Genomic DNA, 25895 nt, shown 5'->3' on the forward strand with positions numbered 1-25895 from the left:
GAAAATATGTTATTGACAGGTGCTGAAATATTAATAAAATCGTTAATTGATGAAGGTGTAGATACCATATTTGGATATCCAGGTGGAGCTGTATTAAATATATATGATGAAATATATAAATATAGAGGGAAAATAAATCATGTATTAACAGCGCATGAACAAAATGCAGCACATGCAGCTGATGGATATGCAAGATCAACTGGTAAGGTTGGAGTATGTTTAGCAACTTCAGGTCCAGGAGCAACAAATTTAGTTACTGGTATTGCTACAGCACATATGGATTCTGTGCCTATGGTTGCAATAACAGGAAACGTTACTAAGCCATTGCTTGGTAAAGATAGTTTTCAGGAAGTTGATATTACAGGTATTACTATGCCAATAACTAAGCATAATTATATTGTTAAGGACGTAAAAGACCTTCAAAATATAATTAGAGAAGCTTTTTATATAGCTCAAGAAGGAAGACCGGGGCCGGTTCTTATAGATATTCCAAAGGATATAACAGCAGATAAAACAGTTTATAAACCTATAATTCCTAAAGAAATAAATAGAGAAGATAAGGTTATAAAAGCTAAAAGCATAGAAGCGGCAGTAAAATTAATCAATGATAGTAAAAGACCTTTTATTTATGCAGGTGGTGGTATTGTTATATCAGGTGCAACTAAAGAATTAATTAAATTTGCAGGAAAAATAAATGCACCTGTATCGACATCATTAATGTGTATGGATGGTTTCCCTAATGATCATGAACTATATACTGGAATGATCGGAATGCATGGAACAAAGGCCTCTAATATAGGAGCTACTAAGTGTGATTTATTAATAACACTAGGAGCAAGATTCAGTGATAGAGTTATAAGCAAGCAAGAGCACATAAGAAATGCAAAGATACTTCAAATAGATGTAGATCCAGCAGAAATTAATAAAAACATTAAGGTAGATCAATGTGTTATTGGTGATTTAAAAGTAGTATTGGAAAAATTATATCCATTAGTTAATGAAAAAAAGAATATTGAATGGATTGAAAAAATAGAATCATTAAAAGAAAAAGATAAAGAAGTTTCAATGGATTATAATACTCCAGAATTGTTGTTCAAAAAACTAAATGAATTAAATGATAACAATTTTATAATATCAACTGAAGTTGGGCAACATCAAATGTGGACAGCGGGGTATTTTGACTTTAAATCAGAAAGAACATTTGTTACATCTGGCGGTTTAGGAACAATGGGATATGGATTGGGTGCTGCTATAGGTGCGCAGGTTGGTAATCCTGATAAGCAAGTAATTAACATTGCTGGTGATGGAAGTTTCGGAATGAACTGTCAGGAACTTGTTACAGCAGTTAAAAATAGACTGCCAATGATAGAAATAATTATGAATAACAACTGTCTAGGAATGGTTAGACAGTGGCAAAATTTATTTTACGAAGAACGATACTCGGAAACAACTCTTGATAGACCAACAGATTATGTAAAGCTAATGGAGGCTTTTGGTGGAAAAGCATTTAGAGTGACTAAGCCAGAAGAATTAGAACCTGTGTTAAAACAAGCTATACAAGAAAAAGGTCCAGTTCTTATAGATTATGTAATAGATATTGATAAGAAAGCTTTTCCTATGGTAGCACCAGGTGCACCTATTAATGAGATAATAACCGAATAAAATTATATTGAATTATCTAATTGACTAGTAAATAACCAATTTATAAAATAGAGGTAGTACATTTATTTATGCTATCTCTTTTTTATTGTGTAAGAGTTAAGGAAAAAACAGCAGTGTTATTTTCAAAGTAAAATTATAAAAAGCTTAAGGTTCTCATCTAAAAAATTATTCACTAATAATACTTAGTTTTTACTTAAAAAGCGTGGCATAGCCGCTTTTTTATGTATTATAAAATATAGATAGGATTTGTTTAAACAATAATAATTCAATCTACGGAGGATAAAAATGAATTATGTATATATATTAAGATGCTCAGACGATACTTTATATACTGGTTGGACTAACGATTTAGAAAAAAGAATAAAAGCACATTCTAATGGTACTGGGGCAAAGTATACTAGAGGGAGAGGTCCGGTTGAATTAGTATATTTTGAAGAATTTGATGATAAGAAAGATGCAATGAAAAGGGAGTATGAAATAAAAAAATATACTAGAAGTAAGAAGGAATGGCTTATAAAGAGCAGTTCAAAAAAATTTCTAAAATATAAATAAATAATTTCTAAAAAGTGCTTGTAAAAGTTTACTTACACTGATATAATAAAAACAGATAAAGGAAATAAAAACAATATTCTGAAATATAATTGTTTGCTGAATATTAAATATATTTTTTTGCAACAAATCGCAACCGATTGCAAAAAGTAAAGCATAAGCATTCATATATTATTCATTGAAAAAGTTTACTTATATTAGATATGATACATATTATAACAAATGACTTGAATAATTTTCGATAATAATGCAAACGATTGTTTAAATTGAATATTAATCTATATTTAATCATATAGATAATATAAATAAATTTATAGAACCTTTGACTTTAATAAATAATAATTTAAATGGAGGGGTATTTTATATGAAAATGAAAAAATTATTAGCAACAATTTTAGCTACTACATTAGCATGTGGAACTATTGTAGGATGTGGTGGAGGAACAGCAGATTCTTCAAAATCAAGTGCAGGTGGAGATACAGCAAAAAGTGGTGACGGAAAAGTAGTAAAAGTATTCCAATTAAAAGTTGAAATTAATGATGCACTTCAAGAATTAGCTAAAAAATATGAAGAAGAAACTGGAGTTAAAGTTGAAATAACATCAGTTGGTGGTGGTGCTGATTATGGTGCATCATTAAAGGCAGAATTTGCAAAAGGTACAGAACCAGATATCTTTATGATTCAAGGGGCTGGAGATTATGAGGTTTGGAAACATAAAATTGACGATTTAAGCAATGAAAGCTGGATTAAGAATGCAGTTAATGGAACTCTTGATACTGTAACTGTAGACGGAAAAGTTTATGGTATGCCAGCTGCAACTGAAGGTTATGGCTTAATGTATAATAAATCAATTTTGGACAAGGCAGGAATTGATCCTGCATCAATAACTAGCTTCACAAAATTAAAAGAAGCTGTAGAAAAGCTAGACAGTAAAAAAGCTGATTTAGGTATTGATGACGTATTCTCTTATACTACAAAGGAAACTTGGGTAACTGGTAACCATACATTTAACATTCCATTTGCAATGCAAGATGACCCAGAAAAATTTGCTGATGATTATTTTGCTGGTAAAGCAGATGTAGTTAACAATAAACAATTTAATGACTGGATGAACTTAGTTGAATTAATGTGTAAATATGGTGGAAAAGAAAAATTAGAAACTATTGATTATAGTACTCAAGTTGGTAATTTTGCATTAGGAAAAACAGCATTTATGCAACAAGGTAACTGGACAGCAGGAGATTTAAAGAAATTAACTGAGGGTGCTGAATTTGATATGGGATTCATACCAATGAGTATTGATGATAGTGAAAAGAGTTCTTGTATTCCAGTAGGTGTTCCTATGTATTGGGTTGTTAACAAGGATTCAAAAGTTAATGCTGAAGCTAAAGCTTTCTTAACTTGGATGGTTGAAAGTAAAGAAGGTCAAGAAGCTATAGTTAAGAATATGGATATGATTCCAGCATTTACAAACTTTGCTGTAGAAAGTGATAATGCGTTAAACAAATCAATTAGTGAATTCAATAAAGCAGGAAAGACTCTTCCTTGGACATTTACAAACTTCCCAGATGGATTCTCTATGAATAATATAGGACCAGTATTCTCTAAATTTATAAAGACAGATATGGGAGATGCTGCTAAGAAACAAATGTTAGAAGATATTCAAGCTGCTACTCCAGTAAGTAAATAATTTAATAATATAGAAATTAAAATATATAAGGGAACATATATGATTCCCTTATATATTAAACAATTAATATTAAGTGGTATAAAGAAATTATGTTAGTAAGATTGTTTTGGGTATGTATTAAATGTAGTTAGGAAAGGAGTATAGATATGACTAAGAAAACAAGAGATAGTAGGGATTTTTGGATATTCATAGGTCCTTGTCTATTCGCTTTTACAATGGTAGTAATAATCCCGTTTATAATTGGTATATATTATACATTCACAAATTGGAATGGCGCTAATCCGAAATATGATTTTGTGGGATTAAAAAATTATGCAAGTATTTTCACTGATGCACAATTCATATATTCATTTAAGGTTTCAATTGTTTATACATTCATAAGTGTCATAGTAATTAACCTAGTTGGATTTGGCTTAGCATATGCGGTTACAAGAAATTTAAAAACAAAAAATTTCTTAAGAACTGGTTTCTTTATGCCAAACTTAATAGGTGGATTGATTTTAGGGTTTATATGGCAATTCATGTTTAACTCAGTATTTGTGAATTTAGGTAAGACATTAGGAAGTACAATACTTTCAACTTCAATGCTTCAGAATACAGGAACAGCAGTATTTGCAATGATATTTGTTTCAACATGGCAATATGCCGGATATATTATGGTTATATATGTATCGGCATTAGAAAATGTACCTAAAGATTTAATAGAAGCAGCACATATAGATGGAGCTAATGGATGGCAGACATTTAATAATGTAACAATACCAATGGTTAGACAAGGAATAACAGTATGTTTATTCTTAACATTATCACAATCATTTAAGATGTTTGATTTAAACTTCTCATTAAGTTCAGGAAAAGCGACAGAAATGATGGCGTTAAATATATATAGAGAAGCATTTGTTGTAAACAACATGGGATTTGGGCAAGCTAAAGCTATAATATTCTTCTTAATTGTTGCATGTATTTCGTTGACACAAGTTTATTTCAATAAGAAGAAGGAGGTTGAAGCATAATGGAAGCAAATAAGACATTAGAAACTTCTGTAGAAAATAAAAAGAATAAAAAATTAAAGACATTAGATAGTTATACTGGAAAGCTAAAATTATTAGAAGTTTTTTCATGGGTACTATTAATACTATATATGACTCCTTTTTACTTAATGTTTATAAATTCATTTAAGACAAGAAGAGAGATATTTGCTAATACAACAGGGTTGCCTGCAAATTGGAATTTTAGTAATTATGCTACAGCCATAGATAGAATGGACTTTATTAGCTCATTTGCTAACTCTATGATAATAACAGTATTTAGTGTAATATTAATAATAGTATTCTCAGCAATGGCTGCATGGGTTCTTGTGAGAGATAGGACTACAAAGAGCAAGGTTGCATTTTATATATTTACAGCAGGTATGATAGTACCATTCCAAGCTGTAATGATACCACTTGTACAGTGGATGGGAAAATTTAGGTTCGGTTCCATAAGTATGATTGGAACACACTATGGATTAATATTTATGTATATAGGATTTGGATGTTGTATGAGTATATTCCTATATCATGGATTTATTAAAAGTATACCAGCAGAACTTGAAGAAGCAGCAGTAATAGATGGATGTACTAAATTCCAAACTTTTAGAAAAATTGTTTTTCCATTATTAAAATCAACAACAGTTACAGTAGCAGTTTTAAATAGTATTTGGATATGGAATGACTTCCTTTTACCTTTCTTAACTGTTAATGGAAAAATAAATACAATACCTCTTGCAATGAATAATTTCTTTGGAGCATTTTCAAAGCAATGGGAATTAGCAATGGCAGCATTGATAATGGCAATAATCCCAATAATAATTTTCTACTTCTTTGTACAAAAGCAAATAATTGCTGGAATAGTACAAGGATCAATAAAATAGGTGTATAATGTAAATATAGGGTTTCTATGAAAGAAAGTGTATAAAAATATATAAATTCACATCTAGTGAAGCTCTATATTTACATATAATAATGCAACCGATTGAGTGAATTTATAACCTAAAAGTAGTAAGAGTTTTAATATTAAATTATTGTAGGAGGTTTTTATGGACAGAAGTAGTGGTGTTATAATGCATATCTCTTCTTTGCCAGGAAAATATGGAATAGGAACATTTGGTGAAGAAGCGTATAAATTTGGAGATTTCCTTAAGGAAGCAGGACAAAAGTATTGGCAGATACTACCTTTAGGTCCGACTAGCTTTGGAGATTCACCATACCAATCTTTTTCGGCTTTTGCAGGAAATCCTTATTTCATAGATTTTGATTTATTAAGAAAAGATGGACTTTTAGAGAAAGAAGACTATGAGTCAGTTGATTTTGGAAGTAATGAAGAAGATATAGACTACGGAATTATATTTCGAAATAAAATGAAAGTCTTAAGAAAGGCATATGAAAATTCTAAATCAAAAGACATTAAAGAATTGAAACTGTTTATAGAAGAAGAAGATGCATGGCTAGATGATTATGCATTATATATGTCAGTTAAGAATAGTTTTGACCTAAGAAGCTGGCAGACATGGGATGAGGATATAAGATTAAGAAAGCCAGAAGCTATGTTTAAATATAAAGAAGACCTAAAAGATGATATTAGTTATTGGAAATTCTTGCAGTTTGAATTTTTTAAGCAATGGACAAAATTAAAAACATATTTAAATGAATTAGGAATTGAGATAATTGGAGATATGCCAATATATGTAGCAGAGGATAGCGCAGATGTTTGGGCAAACCCAGATGCGTTTATGTTGGACAAGGAAACTTTAAGACCATTAAAAGTTGCTGGATGTCCACCAGATATATTTTCAGCAACAGGTCAATTGTGGGGAAATCCTATATATGATTGGAATCATATGGAGAAGGACCACTATAAATGGTGGATTGATCGTATAAGGCAAAGTTTTAAAATATATGATGTTTTAAGAATAGATCATTTTAAAGGATTTGAATCATATTGGTCAATTCCATATGGTGATAAAACTGCTGAAAATGGTGAGTGGGTAAAAGGTCCAGGTATAAAAGTATTTAATGCAATTAAAGATGCATTGGGGGATGTAAATATTATTGCTGAAGATTTAGGGACATTAACAGAAGAAACAATAAAATTAAGAAATGATACTGGATATCCTGGAATGAAGATATTAACTTTTGCCTTTGATAGTGATTATAATAATCCATTTCTTCCACATAATTATGATAAGAATTTTATAGTATATACTGGAACACATGATAATGATACTGTAAGAGGATGGATGGAGAAAACAGGAGAAAAAGAGTATGTTGAAAAAGCAATTGAGTATTTAAAGTTGACAGAAGAAGAAGGATATTCATGGGGATTTATTAGAAGTGCTTGGAGTAGCGTTGCAGATATAGCTATAGCACAAATGCAGGATTTCTTGGATTTAGGCAATTCTGCTAGAATGAATTTACCATCTACACTAGGTATAAATTGGCGTTGGAGAATGAAAGCTAGGGCTTATGATAATAAATTAGCTAAAAGAATGAAAGAAATGACAAAGATTTATGGAAGATATGTAGAAGAAGACAAACAATTATAATTAAATATGACTTCTATAAATGATGTATTAAAAAAAGACTATCATGGGATCTCATTTACTTTATTAGTTATCTAATATATTTATATACAATATATCAATTGTATTATAGAATATAATATATATTTATTGTATAATTGGATGCATTTAACAATATTGAGTAAAATGATAAATGATAGTCTTTCTTTATGTATTATAATATTTAAAAATATTTATATTGAATTTAAACAATTTGCAGTTTTATAATATTTATAATCAAAACTTGAGGGCTAGAATAAATAAAATTAGGAGGTAAGTGTATGAAAGTTACAATCAAGGAAGTTGCTAAAGAAGCAAATGTTTCTCCCTCAACAGTATCTAGAGTTATATCTGATAGTCCACAAATTAGTGATAAGACTAAGGAAAAAGTAAGAGAGGTTATTAATAGATTAAAATACAAACCAAATGCTATAGCGAGAAGTTTGGCAAATAATAAAAGTAGGATTATTGGTGTAGTTCTACCTAACGAAGATCAAGATTTAATTACAAATCCATTTTTTATTCAAGCTATGAAAGGCATGAGTGAATATGCTCAAAAGAAGAAGTACTATATAACTTATGCATTTAGTGAAGATGAAAAAAGTGAGTATGATAATATAAATAACTTTATAACCAGCAACTTGGTAGATGGTGTATGTTTACTTCGTGCTAGACCAGAGGATAAAAGTATTAAATACCTTCAGCAGATGGATTTTCCTTTTGTTGTAATCGGAAGACCAGAGGAAGCTGATGGAATGTTATGGGTTGATAATGATAATTTTCAAACCACTTATAACCTAGTAGGAGAATTATATAAAAAGGGACATAGAGACATAAGTTTTATTGGAGCGAGAGAAGAATGGAACGTTACAAGGGACAGACTATATGGATTTAAAGTGGCATGTGAAATGAATAGAATCCCAATAGAAGATAAAAATATTATAATGATGCCTGATTTCAATGAAAAAGATGGCGCTAAAGCAGCTGATATATTATTAGAAAATAGTCATCCTACAGCAATAATAGTTGAAGATGATGTCTTAGCATTTGGGGTATTAAATGTATTTAAAGAAAAAAACATTACAGACATTTCAATTATAGGCTTTAATAATAGTCCATTGGCAGAGTTTCAAACTCCTAAATTATCATCAGTAGATATAAATTCTCATGAGCTTGGATATTATGCATCTAAAATCTTAATTGATTATTTAGAAGATAATCAAAGGAAAATTAATCATTACATAGTAGAGTCGAAAATCATATATAGAGAATCATTTAGATAATGATTTTATATTAAAAAATCTTTAGAATAGGTATATTACAATTCTAAAGATTTTTTTCTTTATATTTATGAAAAATTTAATAATTCTTTAAGGGAAAACATTGCTAGTAAATGGTACAATAAAGCCATGAATATATTTAATAAAATTATGCAAAAAATAAAATATAATACATAATTAGGGAGGGATTACCATGAGACTGAAAATTTCATCATTTATATGTATGCTATTACTTATAATCAATATAATTCCGGCTTCAGCAAGTGAAAAGGGGATTATTGTTTCTATTGATAATATTGATGAGATTGTAATAGACAACAACATCGAATTAAAAATTGCAAAGAATTCTCTTGAAAGTAAAATACAATACTATAAGGACTTAGATAAAAAGATTAATAAATTACAGAGAGAGATAACTGATTTGAAGGCTGATGATAAAAGTGAAAAAATAACTGATTCAGACAAGCCTGATGATAAAAGTGAAAAAATAAATCAAAAAGAAGCAGAATTAGATACTTTAGAAAAGGAATATGATAAGAAAAAAGATGATTTAAAGATTGCTAGAATTACATATCAAAATAAAGTTAGAGACTTAGTTACAACTGCTCAACAAAAATATATAGATTATTTATATAATAAATCTCTTAAAGATATAAAAGAAGAAGAAGTAAATTACAATAAAGATAAAAATAACATTAATAAAGCTAAGTACGACATGGGATATATCTCAAGAAATGAGTACTTGACTAATACTGTAGATTTTATAGATATAGAAAATACGTATAATAAATCAATAACAGATGAAGAAATGAGTTTAAAGGAATTAAAAAGTGCCTTAGGAATAGATGATGAAAATATAACTGTAAATGAAAATTTGGATTTTGATATTAGTAAAATTGCCAATATAGACTTTGAAGAAGATTTTAATCAAGTGATTAACAATAATAGTAACATAAAAATTAAAAAGATAGAGCTGGATCAAGTTGAAGACAATGATGATAGTGATGACTATGAAATAGATAATGCAGAATTGGAATTGACAAAAGGAAAAAGTGATTTACGTTTAACTTTTCAAGATAATTATAATAATCTAATGAATTCTTATAATAGTATAAAAAATAGCATGAATAAGTTAACTGATAAAGAAAATGCTTTCAATATTAAGAAGGTAAAATTAAATCATGGATATATATCTAATAAAGAATGTGAGGAAGCATATATACAATTAATAAATCAAAAATCAGAATATATAAAAGAAAAAAATACCTTATATGTAAACTATTTAAAATATATGCAAATGAAAGATGGATACTTGATTTAGAAAGGAAGAAAAAAATGAAGTTAACTAAGCCAGATTTGAGTAAGCTAAAGCCTAAAAATATACACATAAAAAAGTTTAAAATAAAAAAGAAGTTTATAGTATTAGGAGTAATAGTACTTATAATAATTGGATTTGTAGCAAAACCCTTCTTAATACCTAAGGATATTATTATTTCAAATTACACTACTTTAGCAAAGTCACAAATAGTAAACAGTATAGATGCAACAGGTACTGTTGAAAGTGAAAAGGTAACTAATATATATTCAAAAGTTGAAGGTAATATTAAACAAGTAAATGTTAAGGTAGGAGATAAAGTTAAAGCAGGCGATGTTTTAGCGGTAATTGATAGTGAAAAACTTGAAAGACAGATTAAAGAGGAAACTGAGAGTATAGAGCAGGATGATCAGTCTTCAGATCTAGATTTACAAAGTAAAAAGAGAGTGTATGAAAATACGCTATATAAAGAACAAAATGATATGAATAGTGAAGTAAATACAGCAAAATCAACTTTGAATGAAAAGAAGGTTGCATTGGAAGAAGCGCAAAGCAATTATGAATATAATAAAGAGTTATTTAATTATGGAGAAGTTTCAGAGCAAGTATTTAAAAAATCAGAAACAGATCTTAATGCAGCAAAAATGGCATATGATGAAGCTGTGATTGGTTTGGAAAATGCTAAAACAGATGCGAAAGATAAACTTCAAACTGCAAAAGAAGATTACGAGTCAGCTAAAATCAAAGCTAATGATAATAGTAAAAAATCGGCTTTAAAAGATAAGCAAGAAGATTTGAAAAATTGTCAAATAAGAGCCTCTGTTAGTGGAACGATTACAGGTGTTAATGCCAAAGAAGGAGAAGCTGCAAATGGAACATTATTTGTAATTGAGAATTTAGATGATGTATATATAGAGGTTCCTATTAAAGAGGTAGACATATTAGATGTGAAGGCAGGACAACGAGTTGAAATAAGGACTGATGCTATGGAGGATGAAGCATTTGTAGATGGTGAAGTTGCAAGTGTCACTGATACGGCAGAAAAAGAGATTTCTGCATCAGAGTCAAATTCTGGATCAAATTCTAGTAGTACTAGCTCAGCATTTAAAGCCAAAATAAAATTGAAAAATCCAGATAATAAGATTAAGATTGGTATGAATGCTAGAACTAAAATAGTTGTAGAAGAATCTAATAATATTTATACAGTGCCATTTGATTGCATTGTAGATGGAGAAAATGGACAAAGTATATATATTCTAGAACAAACTGATAAGGATAAATATATAGTTAAGGAAATTCCAGTAATCACAGGAATGGAGTCGGATGTAAATATAGAAATATCAGGAGATAAAATAAAAGATAATTTAATTGTTGTAAATGATCCTACATCATATACAGTTGGTACTGAAGTGAAATTAGCTAATCCGATGATGATGAATCAGGGTGGTGAAGTTGTTGAGTGATAATGTAATTGAAATGAAAAATATAATAAAAAGCTTTTACATTGGAACTGAAAACCAGTTGGATATATTAAAAGGGATAGATATAGATGTAAAGAATGGTGAATTTTTATCTATTGTTGGAGCTTCTGGGTCGGGGAAAAGTACACTAATGAATATAATTGGAGCTTTAGACAGACCAACATCAGGAGAATACTTCTTAGATGGTTCTAATATAAATGAGCTAAGTGATGATGAGTTATCTGATATAAGGAATAAAAGAATTGGCTTTGTATTTCAGACATTTAACTTAATACCTAGAAGTACAGCGTTAAAGAATGTAGAATTACCAATGCTTTATGCTGGAATAGATAAAAAGAAAAGAATTGAAAAAGCTAAGGAGCTACTTGAATTAGTAGATATGGGGGAAAGAATGACCCATTTACCTAATGAACTATCAGGAGGACAAAAGCAAAGAGTTGCAATTGCAAGAGCTTTAGCTAATGATCCTAGTATAATACTTGCAGATGAACCTACAGGAGCATTGGACTCTGAAACAGGAAGATTAGTTATGGATCTATTTCATAAGGTACATGAAATGGAAGGTAAAACTATAGTGCTTATAACTCATAACAGTGAACTTGCAGATGAGACTGAAAGAATTATAACTGTAAGGGATGGGAAGATAGTAAATGAAAGACAAAATAGTAATTTCATAAGGCGTTTCCCAGAAGGTGAAAAGTCATGTTTATAAAAGAAAATATAATGCTAGCTATAGCTGGTCTTAAATCAAATAAAATGAGATCGCTTCTTACTATGCTTGGAATAATAATAGGAATATCTTCAGTTATTTCTATTGTTTCAATAGGAAGTGCACTTAGCGCATCAGTTACCAGTTTAATGTCCGATATGGGAGCGGGAAATATATATGGTTATGTGTATCAAAAAGGTGATAGTGATAGAGAAGCAGAAGATAATGATTTACTTTCACTTGAAGACTTAGATAGTGTTAAAGAAAGATTTAACAGTGAAATATTAGACGTTGAAGTGAGTGAAAGAGGAATAAGTGGGGAAGCAAAAACATCAGGGAGATCAACAGCTAATGTATATATAACAGGAGTTAATGCAGGATATAAAAGTGTAGAAAACTTTAAAATATTAAAAGGAAGATTTATATCTAAAAAAGATGTAAAAGGAAATAAAAAAACAGCAGTAGTATCAGATAAATTAGTGAAAAAGTTATTTAAAAATGAACCCAATCCTTTGGGAAAAGAGTTTAAAGTAACGGATTCTTTAGGAGAAAATTCTACTACATATACTATCGTAGGTATATATGAATATAAGAAATCAATGTTTGAGGGTGGAATGGGAAATGAAGATGATATGCCTACAGCTGTTTATACCACTGTAACATCAGTAAAGGAGTCAGCTGATAAGAAGAATTATGATAATTTCACAATAAAGCCTAAACCAGGAAGTGATTCGAATAAATTAACTGAAGAATTACAAAAATATTTTGAAAATAAATATAAGACAAATAAATATTTTACAGCTGATGTATACAATGGTGAGAGCCAAGTAGAGGGATTTACCAAAATGCTAAGTATAGTTTCATTAGTGGTTTCAGTTATAGCTGCTATTTCACTTTTAGTTGGTGGAATAGGTGTAATGAACATTATGCTTGTATCAGTTACAGAAAGAACAAGAGAAATTGGAACAAGAAAAGCATTGGGGGCTAAGAGTTCTCATATAAAAATGCAGTTTATTACAGAAGCGGTTATTATATGTGCAATAGGTGGTGTTATAGGAATTACTTTAGGTGTAGGAACAGGAATAATTGCATGTTTAGTATTAAAAGTACCGGTATCTGTTTCAATACCAACAATATTTATAAGCCTTGCATTTTCTATGGGAATAGGGGTTTTCTTTGGATATTATCCAGCTAAAAAAGCAGCAAAATTAGATCCTATTGAAGCATTGAGATATGAATAAAATAAAAAGCAGATGGCATTATTAGATGTCATCTGCTTTTCGTATTTAAGATAGTTTTAAAAAAATAGAAGTTAATTTTTCAATACAATATTGTGCTTCTTTAAGATCATCATCAGGAAGAATTGCTATCTTATCTAACAATGCAGATTTAGCATAATCTTTAAAGGAATTAAAAAACTTAAATGCCAATTCAGTTAATTCGATACGTAAAATTCGTCTATCTTTTTCATCAGTATATCTATTAACAAGTCCATACGATATTAATTTATCTATAATTGGAGTCATATTTGACTTTGAAATGTTTAAAGTAGAAGCAATCTGAGATATGGGTGCTGAATTAACTCTAGCAAGATAAATAATTACTTTTATATGTGAAGGTGGCATAGGACACTTTTTCATATATTCTTCAAACTTTTTTTGCGGAATAGGAAAATTTTTTAGAAACTCATCTTCATTAATAATATTATTTCTAGCTATTATTAAGAAATCAAATAAAGAATCTGCCAGTCTATTTAATAATATTTCATTCATAATATATATCAACACTCCTATAATATAATGTAAATTTTATAAAGTCATTAGTATTTATTATAGACTATGAACAATTTATTAACAAGAAAAAAGTTATTAACTTAGAATAGTTATGAAATTATAATCAGCTATATACTGGTTTTATATGCAATATAAACGAGAATTATATGGAATATAAATACAAAATAAATCATAAGTTCTATTTAAGTTAATATTAAGAAAAAAATAAGGAGTATAAGCTATGATATATGATATAGTATTAAAAGCAATAATATTGTACTAGAATTCATTGAATATAGTAGATTGGGGAGGAAAATATGAAAAAGCATTTAGCATTAGTTTTGGTAATGCTTACGGCATTATCGCTGGTAGGCTGTGGTAGCAAGGAAATTGAAATAAAAGAAGAATCTATAGCAGTATCTGTACAAGCTGTTAAAAAAGGTGAAATAAAAAATACAAATTCATTTTCAGGAACAACAAAACTTAAAGATGAAACAGATGTATCGGTAGAGATTGGTGGAACTGTAGAATCAATAAAAGTAGAAGTTGGGCAAGAAATTCATAAAGGAGATGTGCTTTTAACAATAAAAGGAAATGATGTACAGGATGGAGTTAATACGGCACGTGCAGCTGTTGAATCTGCGAAGGCTACTAGTGACAGTAATATAGAGCAAACTAAAATTAGTTTAGAAACAGCCTTAAAGAATGCACAATTAGCGTATGATGAAGCTAAAAGAAATTATGAAATACAAACACAATTATATAATTCAGATGCAATAAGTGAAGATACGTATAAACAAGTTGAGCAAGGGTATAATCAAGCAAAACAAGCATTAGATAGTGCAATAAAGAGTTACGATGAGTTGTTGCCTAAAGTTGAAGAAGCAGGTCAAAAAGGAGTTGGACAAGCTAAGGCGAGTTATGATTCGGTAGCAAGAAATTTAGAAAAACTTACATTGACTTCTCCAGTTGATGGAATTGTAACTGCTAAAAATTGCACAGAGAACGAATTAATAGCACAAGGTTCTCCGGCATTTACTATATCAAATCCATCAATAATCCAAATAGATTTGAAAATAACATCAAATGATATAGATAAATTTGTAGTTGGAGATAAAGTAAAGGTTACTGTTAATGGTGAGGATGCAGAAGGAACAATAAAAACAGTGCCATCTGTAGTTAATAATTCAACATCATTATATACAGTGGAAGTTATTGCTGATAATTCTGAAGGTAAAATTAAAGGCGGAATGGCAGCAGATGTTGAAGTTACTACAGAAAATAAAAATGACACAATTAGTGTACTTAAAAAAGCTGTATTTGAAGAGGATAATAAAAAATATGTATATGTAGTAACAGCAGATAATAAAGCTAAAAAAGTCGAAGTTCAAACAGGTATTGAAACAGCAGAAAGAATAGAGATCAAAAGTGGTGTAAACAATAAAGATACTATAGTAATTTCAGGTTTATCACGTATTAAAGATGGAAGTAAATTATTTACAGTAGTAAAGGAGGACTAATATATGAGCATAACAAGAACCTCAGTTAAACGTCCACTTACTATAATAATGGTATTTGTAATAGTACTTTTATTTGGAATAATAGGATATTTAAAAATGCCATCAAATATAATGCCTGATATTGATATTCCAGTCGTAATGGTACAAACTACATGGCAAGGTGCAGGACCAGAGGATATTGATAAAGAAGTATCAAAGCCCATAGAAAAAGCTCTTTCATCAGTTCAAGGTGTAAAAACAACAACTTCCCAATCAGGAGAAGGCTATTCAATGGTTGTTGCACAATTTGAATATGGAACAAAGGTTGATGATTTACTTAATGATATAAGATCAAAAGTAGATACAGTTCAAAGCTCATTACCGGATGATGTAAATAGACCAACTATTCAAAAATTTGATATGAATTCAGAAGCGATATCTTTTATTATAGTAGAAGGTGAAGGAAATTCAGATGACATAATGCAATATGCAGAAGATATAGTTGAACCTAAGTTAGAATCTGTTGATGGTGTAAATGCAGCAGATATACAAGGGGGAGATAAAACTCAAATAAATGTAGTTGCAGACCAAGCTGTATTAAGAAACTATGGAATTTCTTTGGATGCAATAAAGGGAATTTTAGCAAGTTCAAATAAAACTACTCCTTATGGCTCTATTATTCAAGGAGAGGACTCTCTTGTTTTAAGAGGGGTTGATAAAATTGAATCTTTAGAAGATGTAAGATTAATTCAAATACCTACAAATGAAGGTGAGACTGTTAATTTAGGAACAATATGTAGCGTTAATTATGGATCTAAAGAAAAAGAGTCAATACAAAGATACAATGGAAAACCTGCTTTAAGAATGGATATTAAGAAACAACAAGATGGAAATATTGTTCAAGTAATGAATAAAGTAAACAAAACTGTTGATCAATTAAATAAAGAAAATGAACAATTTAAGCTCACTGTAGCATATGATGAATCATCATATATTAGGGCATCTATAAAGGATGTAATGTTAAACATAGTTCTTAGCTCAGTCATTGCATTTGGTATTATACTTTTGTTCTTAAAGAGTTTAAGAGCATCTTTAGTAATATCAGTTGCAATACCAACATCAATAATTGGCTCTATTGCATTACTATACTTTACTGGTGAAACTTTAAATATGGTTACATTAAGTTCGCTAGTAATTGCAGTTGGTATAGTTGTTGATGATGCTATAGTTGTTATTGATAATATATTTAAGCATAGGCGATCAGATAATATGCTTGATGTAGAGGAAATATCCGTAAAAGGAACACAAACAGTATCAAATGCTATTATGGCATCAACATTAACTAAAATAGCAATTTTCTTACCGATTATGTTCACTGAAGGATTTACTAAAATAATGTTTGGTGCATTAGCTAAAACACTTATTTTTGCTTTAACATTATCTTTAATAGTAGCTATGACTATTGTACCAAGTATTTATGCTAAATTAAGTGGTGGAAAAAATGCAGCTAAAATGAGAGAAAAGCCAACACCATTATTTGATAAAATAAGTGCATTTTATGAAAGATTTATATCTTGGTCATTAAAAAGAAAAACAATAGTAGTGTTGACAAGCTTTGGGTTATTTATAGGGTCTATAGTCTTAGGTTTTTCAGGATTAATAGGAATGGACTTTATGTCTATGGGGGATCAAGGTATGGTTCAAATAAGCATGAAGTTACCAGATGGCTTGGATTTAAAGCCAAGTGAGTATTATGTATCAATGGCAGAAGAAAAAATAATGAATACTCCAGAACTTGATAGAATGTTAACTGAAGTAGACAAAAGTTCAGGTTCGATATATATGATGTTAACACCTAGAACAGAAAGAGATAGAAGTGCTTCTGAAATAGAAAAGGAAGTTGCAGAAAAATTAAAAGTTATTCCAGACTGCGAAATAACAGTTGGTTCAAGTGGTATGGGTGGTAGCAGCGGTGGAAGTGTATCGATAAGCATAAAAGGACCAGATTTAGATGTTTTAGAAGTATTATCAAATCAAGCTGAGGAAAAATTGAAAGCAATTCCAAATTTTAGGAATGTACAAACTACCCTTAGTGATAGTAAAGAAGAAGTTCAATTTAAAATAGATAAAAGAAAAGCAGCATTGTATGGTGTTAATACTGTGGGTATTGGATCAACATTACGTACTGCAATTACTGGAACTGATGCAACCACTGTAACAATTGATGGTTATAGTATGGACATCAACTTAAAGCTAAAAGAAGATAGTATAAATAGTATAGAGGATGTAGGAAAAATAACTGTAACATCAGCAGGTGGAAAAGAAGTACCATTAAGCGCTTTTGCAGATATTCAAATCGCAAAAGGTGTTAAATCAATATCAAGAACAGATGGAGATTACTCTATAGCTGTTAGTGGTATAGCAGATGGAATGGATACTAATAAAGCAAACAATTTAGCAATGCAAGCAATAAAGCAATTAGATTTCCCTAAAGATTATGGATTAGATGTTGGTGGAGATGCAGAACAAATGAATGAAGCTATGTCAGGCCTTGTATCTGCTATGTTAATCTCTATAGTTCTTGTGTATATGGTAATGGTAGCTCAGTTTGAATCATTTAGTAGACCATTTATTATAATGTTCAGCATACCATTTGCATTTATAGGAGTTGTACTAGCACTTGTAGTAAGTAGAATTTCATTAAATGTAATAGGAATGTTGGGGGCAATATTATTGATAGGTATGGTTGTTAATAATGGTATAGTATTAATTGATTATATTGAGCAGCTAAGAAAATCAGATATTGGAGGAAGTTTAGAACAAATAGTTGCAAAGGGATCTTCAACAAGATTAAGACCAGTTTTAATGACAGCATTAACTTCTATAATAGGTATGCTACCTTCAGCTTTTGCATTTGGTGAAGGTGGAGAAATGATGCAGCCACTTTCTGTTGTTGTTATTGGTGGACTTAGCGTATCAACATTGGTAACCTTAGTGCTTATACCAACAATATATATTATTTTTGATAATATAGAAACTTCAGTAAAGAAAAAACTTAGAAAAATATTCAATAAGGATTCAGATGATGAACCTAAGAATGATAAGAAGATGAAGTTTAATTTTAAGAATATATTGAAAAGCGGAAAAGAAAAAGTAAAATCTAGATAAATTTATAGTAATGAAGGCATACATTTTGTATAGTCTTCATTAGTAAATGTATAAATAATACATTTGGAGGTGTGAACGTGAAGAAAAACATTAATAAGTTGATAGCTATTGGAATTGGTTTAAGTGTAATAGTAGGAAATGTATCTCCTGTACTGGCAACTGAAACTATAAGAGATAGTAATATAAATATAATATCAGGGGCAGCACAAAATAGTTTGAAAATCCTCACTTTAGATAAGGCAATAGAAGCAGGTTTAAATAATGATGATCAAATGAAAATACTATCAAGTAAATCAAATTATTATAATGATCTTCAAGATTATTATGATGAAGCTGATAATGAAAATGGAGAAGATCAAAATGATGTAAACATAAATTCTACTAAGCAGTCAAAAGAATTCAGAAAAGATGGAGTAGAATACGAAATAACTAATCTTTATAACAGTATAGTATTAGCTGAAAAGCAGGTTGAATATCAAAGAGAGATTGTTAATAATGAAGGAACAAAAACAAATAATATGAAATTAAAATACAATAAAGGTTTAATTGATTCTGTTTCTATGTCCAAGCAAGAAGCTTCTCTTAAGACTGAAAAAGATACTTTACAGGCTAAAATAAACTCACTTAATTATTTAAAAGAAAAATTAAAATTAGCTACAGGAATAAATGTAAATAACTATACATTTGATGATAGATTAAATTATGAAAAATTGAAACTAGATGGTGATCTTGAAAGTTATATTGATGATAAAATAAGCATTATTACTAAGTATGATAGAGAATTAGCTGATCTTCTAGAAGATGCTGTAGACGATATGAAAGATGATGATTTAGATGATTTAGAAATGCCAGATAAAGATAAATTTTATAATATTCCTAAAACAGATTCTGAAGGAAATGTTATAGGAAATGATTTTAATACAACAGAGTATAATACTGCTAGAGATAATGTATTGTCTGCATATAAGGGTTATTTAGATGCTAAAAAGGGAAGTGAATCTGCAAGTGCTGGAGTAAACATAAAAGAGAAAACATATAAGAATATGTTACGAAGTAATTACTCTAATATTCTAGCAATGGAAGATGGAATTGATCAATTAATAACTAATATTGAGATAGCTAATAAAAGCTTAGCGAATACAAAGCTACAATATCAATTGGGATTGATGACTATTAATGACTATAATACAGCTGTAACAGGGTATAGGCAGTTAGATATTAGTTTGAGACAGACATTAAATCAATATTATCAATTAAAAACAACATTTGAAAAACCTTGGTCAGTAAGCAGTTCAGATTCTGAGCAACAAAAAGATAATCAATAAATTCATAATGGCATCCTAAATTATTTAGGGCGCTATTTTTTCATACTGATTTTTTGAACTTACAGTTTTTATATAAATAGATACACTTAAACAATCTTAATTAAAAGACTTAAAAATAAGTTTATGCAATTTTATTTAACTCAAATAAATGATTTTTAGTTCGATTTTGAAAGATATTCTTCAAGGTTTTAAATTGATTTTTGTAATGGATTTTTTCTTTTTACGTACCAATGAACAAATTCTATTCCTTCTGATTAACGGTATAGTCTTTATGTAAAATGCTTTTTTTACATAAAAGAATTTTATAATAAATCTCAAACTCCACAGGGTTTGAGATTTATTTTTTGGATTTAAGACAGCTTTAAGAAAATAGAAGTTAATTTTTCAATGCAATATTGTGCTTCTTCAAGATCATCATCAGGAAGAATTGATACTTTATTTAACAAGACTGATTTCGCATAATTTTTAAAATGATTGAATATATTAAATGCTAATTCAGTTAGTTCAATACGTAGAATTCTTCTATCTTTTTCATCAGTATATCTTTTAACAAGTCCATAAGATATAAGTTTATCTATAATTGGTGTCATATTTGATTTAGAAATATTTAGAGTAGAAGCAATTTGAGACATTGGAGCTGAATTTATTCCATAAAGATAAATAATAACTTTTATATGTGAAGGTGGCAGCATAGGGAACTTTTCTATATATTCTTGAAATTGTTTTGGTGGCACAGGAAAGTTTTTAGAAATTCATCACCATTCGTAACACTATTTCTAGATATTATTAAAAAATCAAATAAAGAATCTGCTAATGTTTTTAATACAATTTCATCCATAGTATATATCAAAGCTCATATAACATACTTTAAATTTTAAAAATTCATTAATATTATTATAGACTATGAATAATTTATTAACAAGGAAAAAAGTTATTGACTTAGAATAGTTATAAAATTATAATCAATTACATAATACACTTAAAAGAAGTATAGTATACAATATAAAAAATATATATATTCTGTTTAAGCTGATATTAAAGAAAAAGGTAAGAAGTGCAAATAATTGTATAATATAGTAAAAGTTATTGATTGGGTAGATTGGGGAGGAAAGTATGAAAAAATATTTGGCGTTATTTTTAGTAAGTATTACTGCATTTAGTTTGGTTGGATGTGGAAGTAAAGAAGTTCAACAAGAAGATAAGTCAGTAGCTGTATCAGTAAAAGCAGCTAAAAATGGAGAAATAAAAAATACAAATACTTTTATAGGAACGACAAAGATTAAAGATGAAACGGCTGTTTCAGTAGAAATAGGTGGAACCGTAGAATCGATAAAAGTTGAAGTTGGACAACAAGTACATAAAGGGGATGTTTTATTAACGATAAAGGGTGATGATGTAAGGGATGGAGTCAATACGGCTCGTGCAGCTGTTGAGTCAGCTAAGGCTAGTAGTGATAGTACCATAGAGCAAACCAAAATACAAATGGAATCAAGTTTAAAATCAGCACAACTAGCATATGATGAAGCAAAAAGAAATTATGATATACAGACTGAGCTTTATGAAGCAGATGTAATAAGCGAAGATACCTATAAACAAGCTGAAAAGGGATATAATCAGGCTAAAGATGCATTAGATAGTGCAATAAAGAGTTATGATGAATTACTTCCAAAAGTTGTAGAAGCAGGCCAAAAAGGAGTTGAACAAGCCCAAGCTAGTTATGATTCTGCAGCAAGAAATATAGATAAACTTACATTAACTGCACCAGTTGATGGAATTATAACAGCTAAAAATTGTAATGAAAATGAACTTATAAGTCAACAAGGAGCTGCATTTGTTATATCTAATCCTAATATATTACAGGTTGATTTAAAAATAACAGCTAATGACTTAGATAAATTTGCTGTTGGAAAAGAAGTTAAAGTTATAATTGGAGATGATGAAACTACTGGTACAGTTAAAACAGTTCCTACTACTATTGATAATTCATCATCATTATATAATGTAGAGATACTTGTAGATAATGGAGAAGGCAAATTTAAAGCAGGAGTATCAGCTGAAGTTGAAGTTAGCATCGAAGAAGAATCTGGAGTAATTACAATTCCTAGAAAAGCAATTATCGAAGAAGATGATAAAAAATATGTATACATAGTTACAAAAGAAAATAAAGCAAGTAAAGTAGAAGTCCAAACAGGAATTGAAACAGCAGAAGAAATTGAAATTACAAGTGGAGTAAGTGATAGCGATACAATAGTCATTGGAGGAACATCACTTATTGATGATGGCAGCAAGTTATTCCCAGTAGTAAAGGAGGATTAACAGCATGAGTGTAACAAGAACTTCAGTAAAGCGTCCTCTTACTATAATAATGGTATTTTTAGTCGTTATGATGTTTGGTGGAATAGGATATATGAAAATGCCAGCTAACTTAATGCCAGATATAGAGATACCAGTAGTTCTGGTTATGACTACGTGGCCAGGTGCAGGACCAGAAGATATTGATGATCAAATATCAGAGCCAATTGAAAAGAGCCTTTCAGGTATATCTAAAGTAAAAACAACAGTATCACAGTCAAGTGAAGGTGTATCAATGGTTGTGGCGCAGTTTGATTATGGAACTGATGTAGATGAGAAACTTAATGATGTAAGAACTAAAATAGATGGAGTCAAAATGACTTTGCCGGATGATGTAGAATCACCAAGTATATTAAAAATGGACATGAATGCCCAAGCCATAGCACAAATTGTTGTAAATGGTGATGGAAGTACAGATGACATAATGAAATATGCTGAAGATACAGTACAAATTAAATTAGAATCTGTAGATGGGATAACATCTGCTGATATTAATGGTGGTGAAAAGACTCAAATTAATGTAACAGCAGATCCAGCAGTTCTTTCAAACTATGGTGTATCATTAGATACTATAAAAGGGCTTTTATCAGCAGCTAATAAAAGTTATCCATATGGATCTATAACTCAAGGTGAAGATAAAATCGTAATTAGAGGAGTAGATAAAATTGAGAATATAGAAGATATAAGGTCAATTCAAGTGCCTGTATCTGGAGGAGAAACAGTTAATCTAGATAAAATATGTGATGTGGAATATGGAGTTGTAGAAAAGACATCAGTATATAGATATAATGGCCAAGAAAGTTTGGTTATGGATATTCAAAAACAACAAGATTCAAATACAGTGCAAGTTATGAAGAATGTAAATAAAATTGTTGAGCAGTTGAATTCAGAAAATCCACAATATAATTTAAAGATAGTAAATGATACAAGCGAGTATATTAGTACATCTATAAAAGATGTAATGAATAACTTGGTATTAAGTGCAGTGATAGCCTTCTTTGTAATATTACTTTTCTTAAAGAGTGGAAGGGCTTCATTTGTTGTTGCTGTATCAATACCAACGTCAATAGTGGGTGCTATAGCATTGCTTTATTTCACTGGTGAAACTTTAAATATGGTAACATTAAGTTCGCTTGTAATAGCAGTTGGTATGGTTGTTGATAATGCAACAGTTGTTATTGAAAACATATTTAAATATAGACAAAATGATGCTTTACCATTAGATGAAGCAGCAATTCAAGGAACACAAACAGTTTCTAATGCAGTTTTAGCTTCAACATTAACAACGGTAGCAATATTTTTACCGATCCTGTTTACAGAAGGCTTTACTAAGATAATGTTTGGATCATTAGCTAAAACTCTTATTTTTGCACTTACATTATCATTGATAGTTGCAATAACTCTTGTGCCTAGTATATTTGTTAAATTAAGTGGTGGGAAAAATGCAGCTAAAATGAAAGAGAAAGAATCTCCTATATTTGATAAGGTTAGTGAAATATATAAAAAACTCATCACTGTTTCATTAAAGCATAAGACAGTAGTAGTACTTATAAGTATAGGAATGTTTATTGGTTCAATAATTTTAGGCTTTTCTGGTGCGATAGGTATGGATTTTATGTCTACAGGTGATGAGGGTATGTTAAGCATATCAATCACATTACCTGAAGGATTAGATTTAGAGCCAAGTGATTATTATGTATCAATGGCTGAAGAAAAGATTGCAGATATACCAGAAATTGAAACGATGGTGACTTCATTTGGAACAGGCTCAGGAATGAGCTCGTTAATGAGTTCAGGTGCAAGTATAAATTTAGATTTAGTTTCATCTAAAGAAAGAGATAGATCAACTGATGAAATAGAACAAGAAGTAATTGAAAGATTAAAGGTAATTCCTGATTGCGAAATTAATGTAAGTCAGAGCAGTAGTATGTCTATGGGAGGATCTGGTGAAGTTCAAGTTGATATAAAGGGACCTGATTTAGATGTATTAGAAGAAATAGCTAATCAAGCGAAGGCTAATGTGGAAAAGATCCCAGGATTCAGAAATGTAGAAACATCATTATCAGATGCAAATCAAGAAGCACAATTTAAAATAGATAAAAGAAAAGCAACATTATATGGAATAAATACAGCATCAGTAGCATCAACGTTACGTACAGCAATAAGTGGCTCAGATACAAGTACAGTAACAATAGATGGATATGATTATAATGTTAACTTAAAATTTAAAGATTCAAGTATAGATAGCGTAGATGATATAGGACAGATAAAAATAAAATCAGCAACAGGACAAGAGTTTCCTTTAAGTGCTTTTGCAGATATCAAAATGTCAGAAGGATTAAAATCAGTTTCAAGAACAGATGGTGACTATTCAATATCAATTACAGCAAAAGCAGATGGATTAGATACCAATTCTGCATCAGCCAAAGCAGTTGCAGCAGTTAATCAAGTTGATATGCCTAGAGACTATGGAATAGATGTTGGTGGTACAGCTGAAATGATGAATGAATCTATGAGTGGTCTTGTATTTTCAATGATAATAGCATTAATTCTGGTATATATGGTAATGGTAGCTCAATTTGAATCATTTAATAAACCGTTCATAATAATGTTTAGTATACCATTTGCATTTGTTGGAGTAGTTCTTGCATTGGTAATCTCAAGAACTACATTAAATGTAGTAGGTATGCTTGGTGCCATATTACTTGTTGGTATAGTTGTTAATAATGGTATAGTTTTAATCGACTATATTGGACAGCTTAGAGAATCAGAATTTGATGGAACATTGGAAGAACTTGTAGCTAAGGGATCAGCAGCAAGACTTAGACCAGTACTTATGACAACAATGACAACTATAGTTGGGATGATTCCAAGTGCATTAGCATTTGGTGAAGGTGGAGCTATGATGCAGCCACTTGCTATAGTAATTATTGGAGGACTTACTGTATCAACATTAGTAACATTAGTTCTAATACCAACTTTATATTTGATATTTGATAGAATTGAAAATTCATTTAAGAAAAAAATAAGAAAAATATTAAAAAAAGACTCTAATGATTCAAATTATAATGGCAATAACAAATTAAAAATTAATTTTAAAAATATAATAAAAAATGGAAAAGAAAAATTAAAAAAATAAATATATTTGTTTATGGTAATGAAGACGTGCAATTTGCAGAGTCTTCATTACTAATATCTAATAATATAGTTAGAGGTATGAAAGTTAAGAAAAGCATTATTAAGTAAGTTCTTAAATCGTTAATAATATGTTAATAATATATATTATATACAAAACTAATTTGTATGGTAAAATATATAAAAGGGTATAAAATAAGAGAATGAAACGGTGGAATTATATAGATTAACGTAAAAAAATATTAAGATTTAAAGCATTAGAGCTTAAGGGAATTTATTAGTTGATTATAAAGAATGAGTTATTAAATGAATGAATTTATAGTAATGAAGAGGTACATTTTGTATAGTCTTCATTGCTAA

The 25895-nt window shown here is 29.6% G+C and carries 18 protein-coding genes; 16 read left to right on the top strand and 2 right to left on the bottom strand.

Annotation, left to right across the window (positions count from 1 at the left end; genetic code table 11):
* Positions 1-6 precede the first annotated feature (6 nt).
* The 11 genes from ilvB to CNEONATNEC86_RS01565 all read left to right on the top strand — a co-directional run bounded on the left by ilvB (position 7) and on the right by CNEONATNEC86_RS01565 (position 13525).
* Complete coding sequence (gene ilvB / locus CNEONATNEC86_RS01515; RefSeq protein ID WP_125149632.1) at positions 7-1662, top strand: biosynthetic-type acetolactate synthase large subunit; 1656 nt, start codon at positions 7-9, stop codon at positions 1660-1662.
* Positions 1663-1947: 285 nt separating this feature from the next.
* On the top strand, positions 1948-2214 hold the full coding sequence (locus CNEONATNEC86_RS01520; RefSeq protein ID WP_125149633.1) for a GIY-YIG nuclease family protein: 267 nt from the start codon (positions 1948-1950) through the stop codon (positions 2212-2214).
* 361 nt (positions 2215-2575) lie between these two features.
* Complete coding sequence (locus tag CNEONATNEC86_RS01525) at positions 2576-3901, top strand: ABC transporter substrate-binding protein (protein WP_125149634.1); 1326 nt, start codon at positions 2576-2578, stop codon at positions 3899-3901.
* A gap of 146 nt (positions 3902-4047) precedes the next feature.
* Positions 4048-4914 carry a carbohydrate ABC transporter permease gene (locus tag CNEONATNEC86_RS01530; RefSeq protein WP_125149635.1) on the top strand — a complete coding sequence of 289 codons (867 nt, stop codon included), beginning with the start codon at positions 4048-4050 and terminating at the stop codon, positions 4912-4914.
* On the top strand, positions 4914-5813 hold the full coding sequence (locus CNEONATNEC86_RS01535) for a carbohydrate ABC transporter permease (protein ID WP_125149636.1): 900 nt from the start codon (positions 4914-4916) through the stop codon (positions 5811-5813). The genes CNEONATNEC86_RS01530 and CNEONATNEC86_RS01535 overlap by 1 nt, the downstream gene beginning before the upstream one ends.
* A 165-nt stretch (positions 5814-5978) precedes the next feature.
* Entirely contained in the window at positions 5979-7484 is a 1506-nt protein-coding gene (gene malQ, locus CNEONATNEC86_RS01540; RefSeq protein ID WP_125149637.1) for a 4-alpha-glucanotransferase, read from the top strand.
* Between the two features lie 296 nt (positions 7485-7780).
* The gene (locus CNEONATNEC86_RS01545; RefSeq protein ID WP_159115480.1) at positions 7781-8782 is read left to right on the top strand and encodes a LacI family DNA-binding transcriptional regulator; all 1002 of its coding nucleotides are present in this window, start codon (positions 7781-7783) and stop codon (positions 8780-8782) included.
* A 190-nt stretch (positions 8783-8972) separates the two neighbouring features.
* Positions 8973-10100, top strand: a complete 1128-nt coding sequence (locus CNEONATNEC86_RS01550) for a TolC family protein (protein ID WP_125149638.1) — start codon at positions 8973-8975, stop codon at positions 10098-10100.
* A 14-nt stretch (positions 10101-10114) separates the two neighbouring features.
* Entirely contained in the window at positions 10115-11557 is a 1443-nt protein-coding gene (locus CNEONATNEC86_RS01555) for an efflux RND transporter periplasmic adaptor subunit (protein WP_159135421.1), read from the top strand.
* Positions 11550-12287 carry an ABC transporter ATP-binding protein gene (locus tag CNEONATNEC86_RS01560; RefSeq protein ID WP_058293485.1) on the top strand — a complete coding sequence of 246 codons (738 nt, stop codon included), beginning with the start codon at positions 11550-11552 and terminating at the stop codon, positions 12285-12287. Before CNEONATNEC86_RS01555 ends, CNEONATNEC86_RS01560 begins: the two co-directional genes overlap by 8 nt.
* The gene (locus tag CNEONATNEC86_RS01565; RefSeq protein ID WP_125149640.1) at positions 12278-13525 is read left to right on the top strand and encodes an ABC transporter permease; all 1248 of its coding nucleotides are present in this window, start codon (positions 12278-12280) and stop codon (positions 13523-13525) included. The genes CNEONATNEC86_RS01560 and CNEONATNEC86_RS01565 overlap by 10 nt, the downstream gene beginning before the upstream one ends.
* A gap of 45 nt (positions 13526-13570) precedes the next feature.
* Here CNEONATNEC86_RS01565 and CNEONATNEC86_RS01570 read toward each other — a convergent pair whose 3' ends face one another.
* Positions 13571-14056, bottom strand: coding sequence for a MarR family winged helix-turn-helix transcriptional regulator (locus tag CNEONATNEC86_RS01570; protein ID WP_058293483.1), 486 nt, complete (start codon positions 14054-14056; stop codon positions 13571-13573).
* A gap of 317 nt (positions 14057-14373) precedes the next feature.
* Here CNEONATNEC86_RS01570 and CNEONATNEC86_RS01575 point away from each other — a divergent pair, with 317 nt between their 5' ends.
* From CNEONATNEC86_RS01575 to CNEONATNEC86_RS01585, 3 genes are all read left to right on the top strand, one after another.
* Positions 14374-15576 carry an efflux RND transporter periplasmic adaptor subunit gene (locus tag CNEONATNEC86_RS01575; RefSeq protein WP_058293482.1) on the top strand — a complete coding sequence of 401 codons (1203 nt, stop codon included), beginning with the start codon at positions 14374-14376 and terminating at the stop codon, positions 15574-15576.
* Positions 15577-15579: 3 nt separating this feature from the next.
* Complete coding sequence (locus tag CNEONATNEC86_RS01580; RefSeq protein WP_125149641.1) at positions 15580-18723, top strand: efflux RND transporter permease subunit; 3144 nt, start codon at positions 15580-15582, stop codon at positions 18721-18723.
* 77 nt (positions 18724-18800) lie between these two features.
* Positions 18801-20048, top strand: a complete 1248-nt coding sequence (locus CNEONATNEC86_RS01585; RefSeq protein ID WP_159135422.1) for a TolC family protein — start codon at positions 18801-18803, stop codon at positions 20046-20048.
* A gap of 350 nt (positions 20049-20398) precedes the next feature.
* On the opposite strand, the gene CNEONATNEC86_RS01590 is transcribed toward CNEONATNEC86_RS01585, so the two are convergent.
* The gene (locus CNEONATNEC86_RS01590) at positions 20399-20740 is read right to left on the bottom strand and encodes a MarR family winged helix-turn-helix transcriptional regulator (RefSeq protein ID WP_230132121.1); all 342 of its coding nucleotides are present in this window, start codon (positions 20738-20740) and stop codon (positions 20399-20401) included.
* A gap of 421 nt (positions 20741-21161) precedes the next feature.
* Between CNEONATNEC86_RS01590 and CNEONATNEC86_RS01595 the strand changes: the two genes are divergently transcribed.
* Both CNEONATNEC86_RS01595 and CNEONATNEC86_RS01600 read left to right on the top strand, forming a co-directional pair.
* Positions 21162-22364 carry an efflux RND transporter periplasmic adaptor subunit gene (locus tag CNEONATNEC86_RS01595; RefSeq protein ID WP_125149643.1) on the top strand — a complete coding sequence of 401 codons (1203 nt, stop codon included), beginning with the start codon at positions 21162-21164 and terminating at the stop codon, positions 22362-22364.
* Between the two features lie 4 nt (positions 22365-22368).
* Positions 22369-25539, top strand: coding sequence for an efflux RND transporter permease subunit (locus CNEONATNEC86_RS01600; RefSeq protein ID WP_159135423.1), 3171 nt, complete (start codon positions 22369-22371; stop codon positions 25537-25539).
* The last annotated feature ends 356 nt before the right edge of the window (positions 25540-25895 follow it).

The organism is Clostridium neonatale (assembly GCF_900465025.1).
Classification (GTDB): Bacteria; Bacillota; Clostridia; order Clostridiales; family Clostridiaceae; genus Clostridium; species Clostridium neonatale.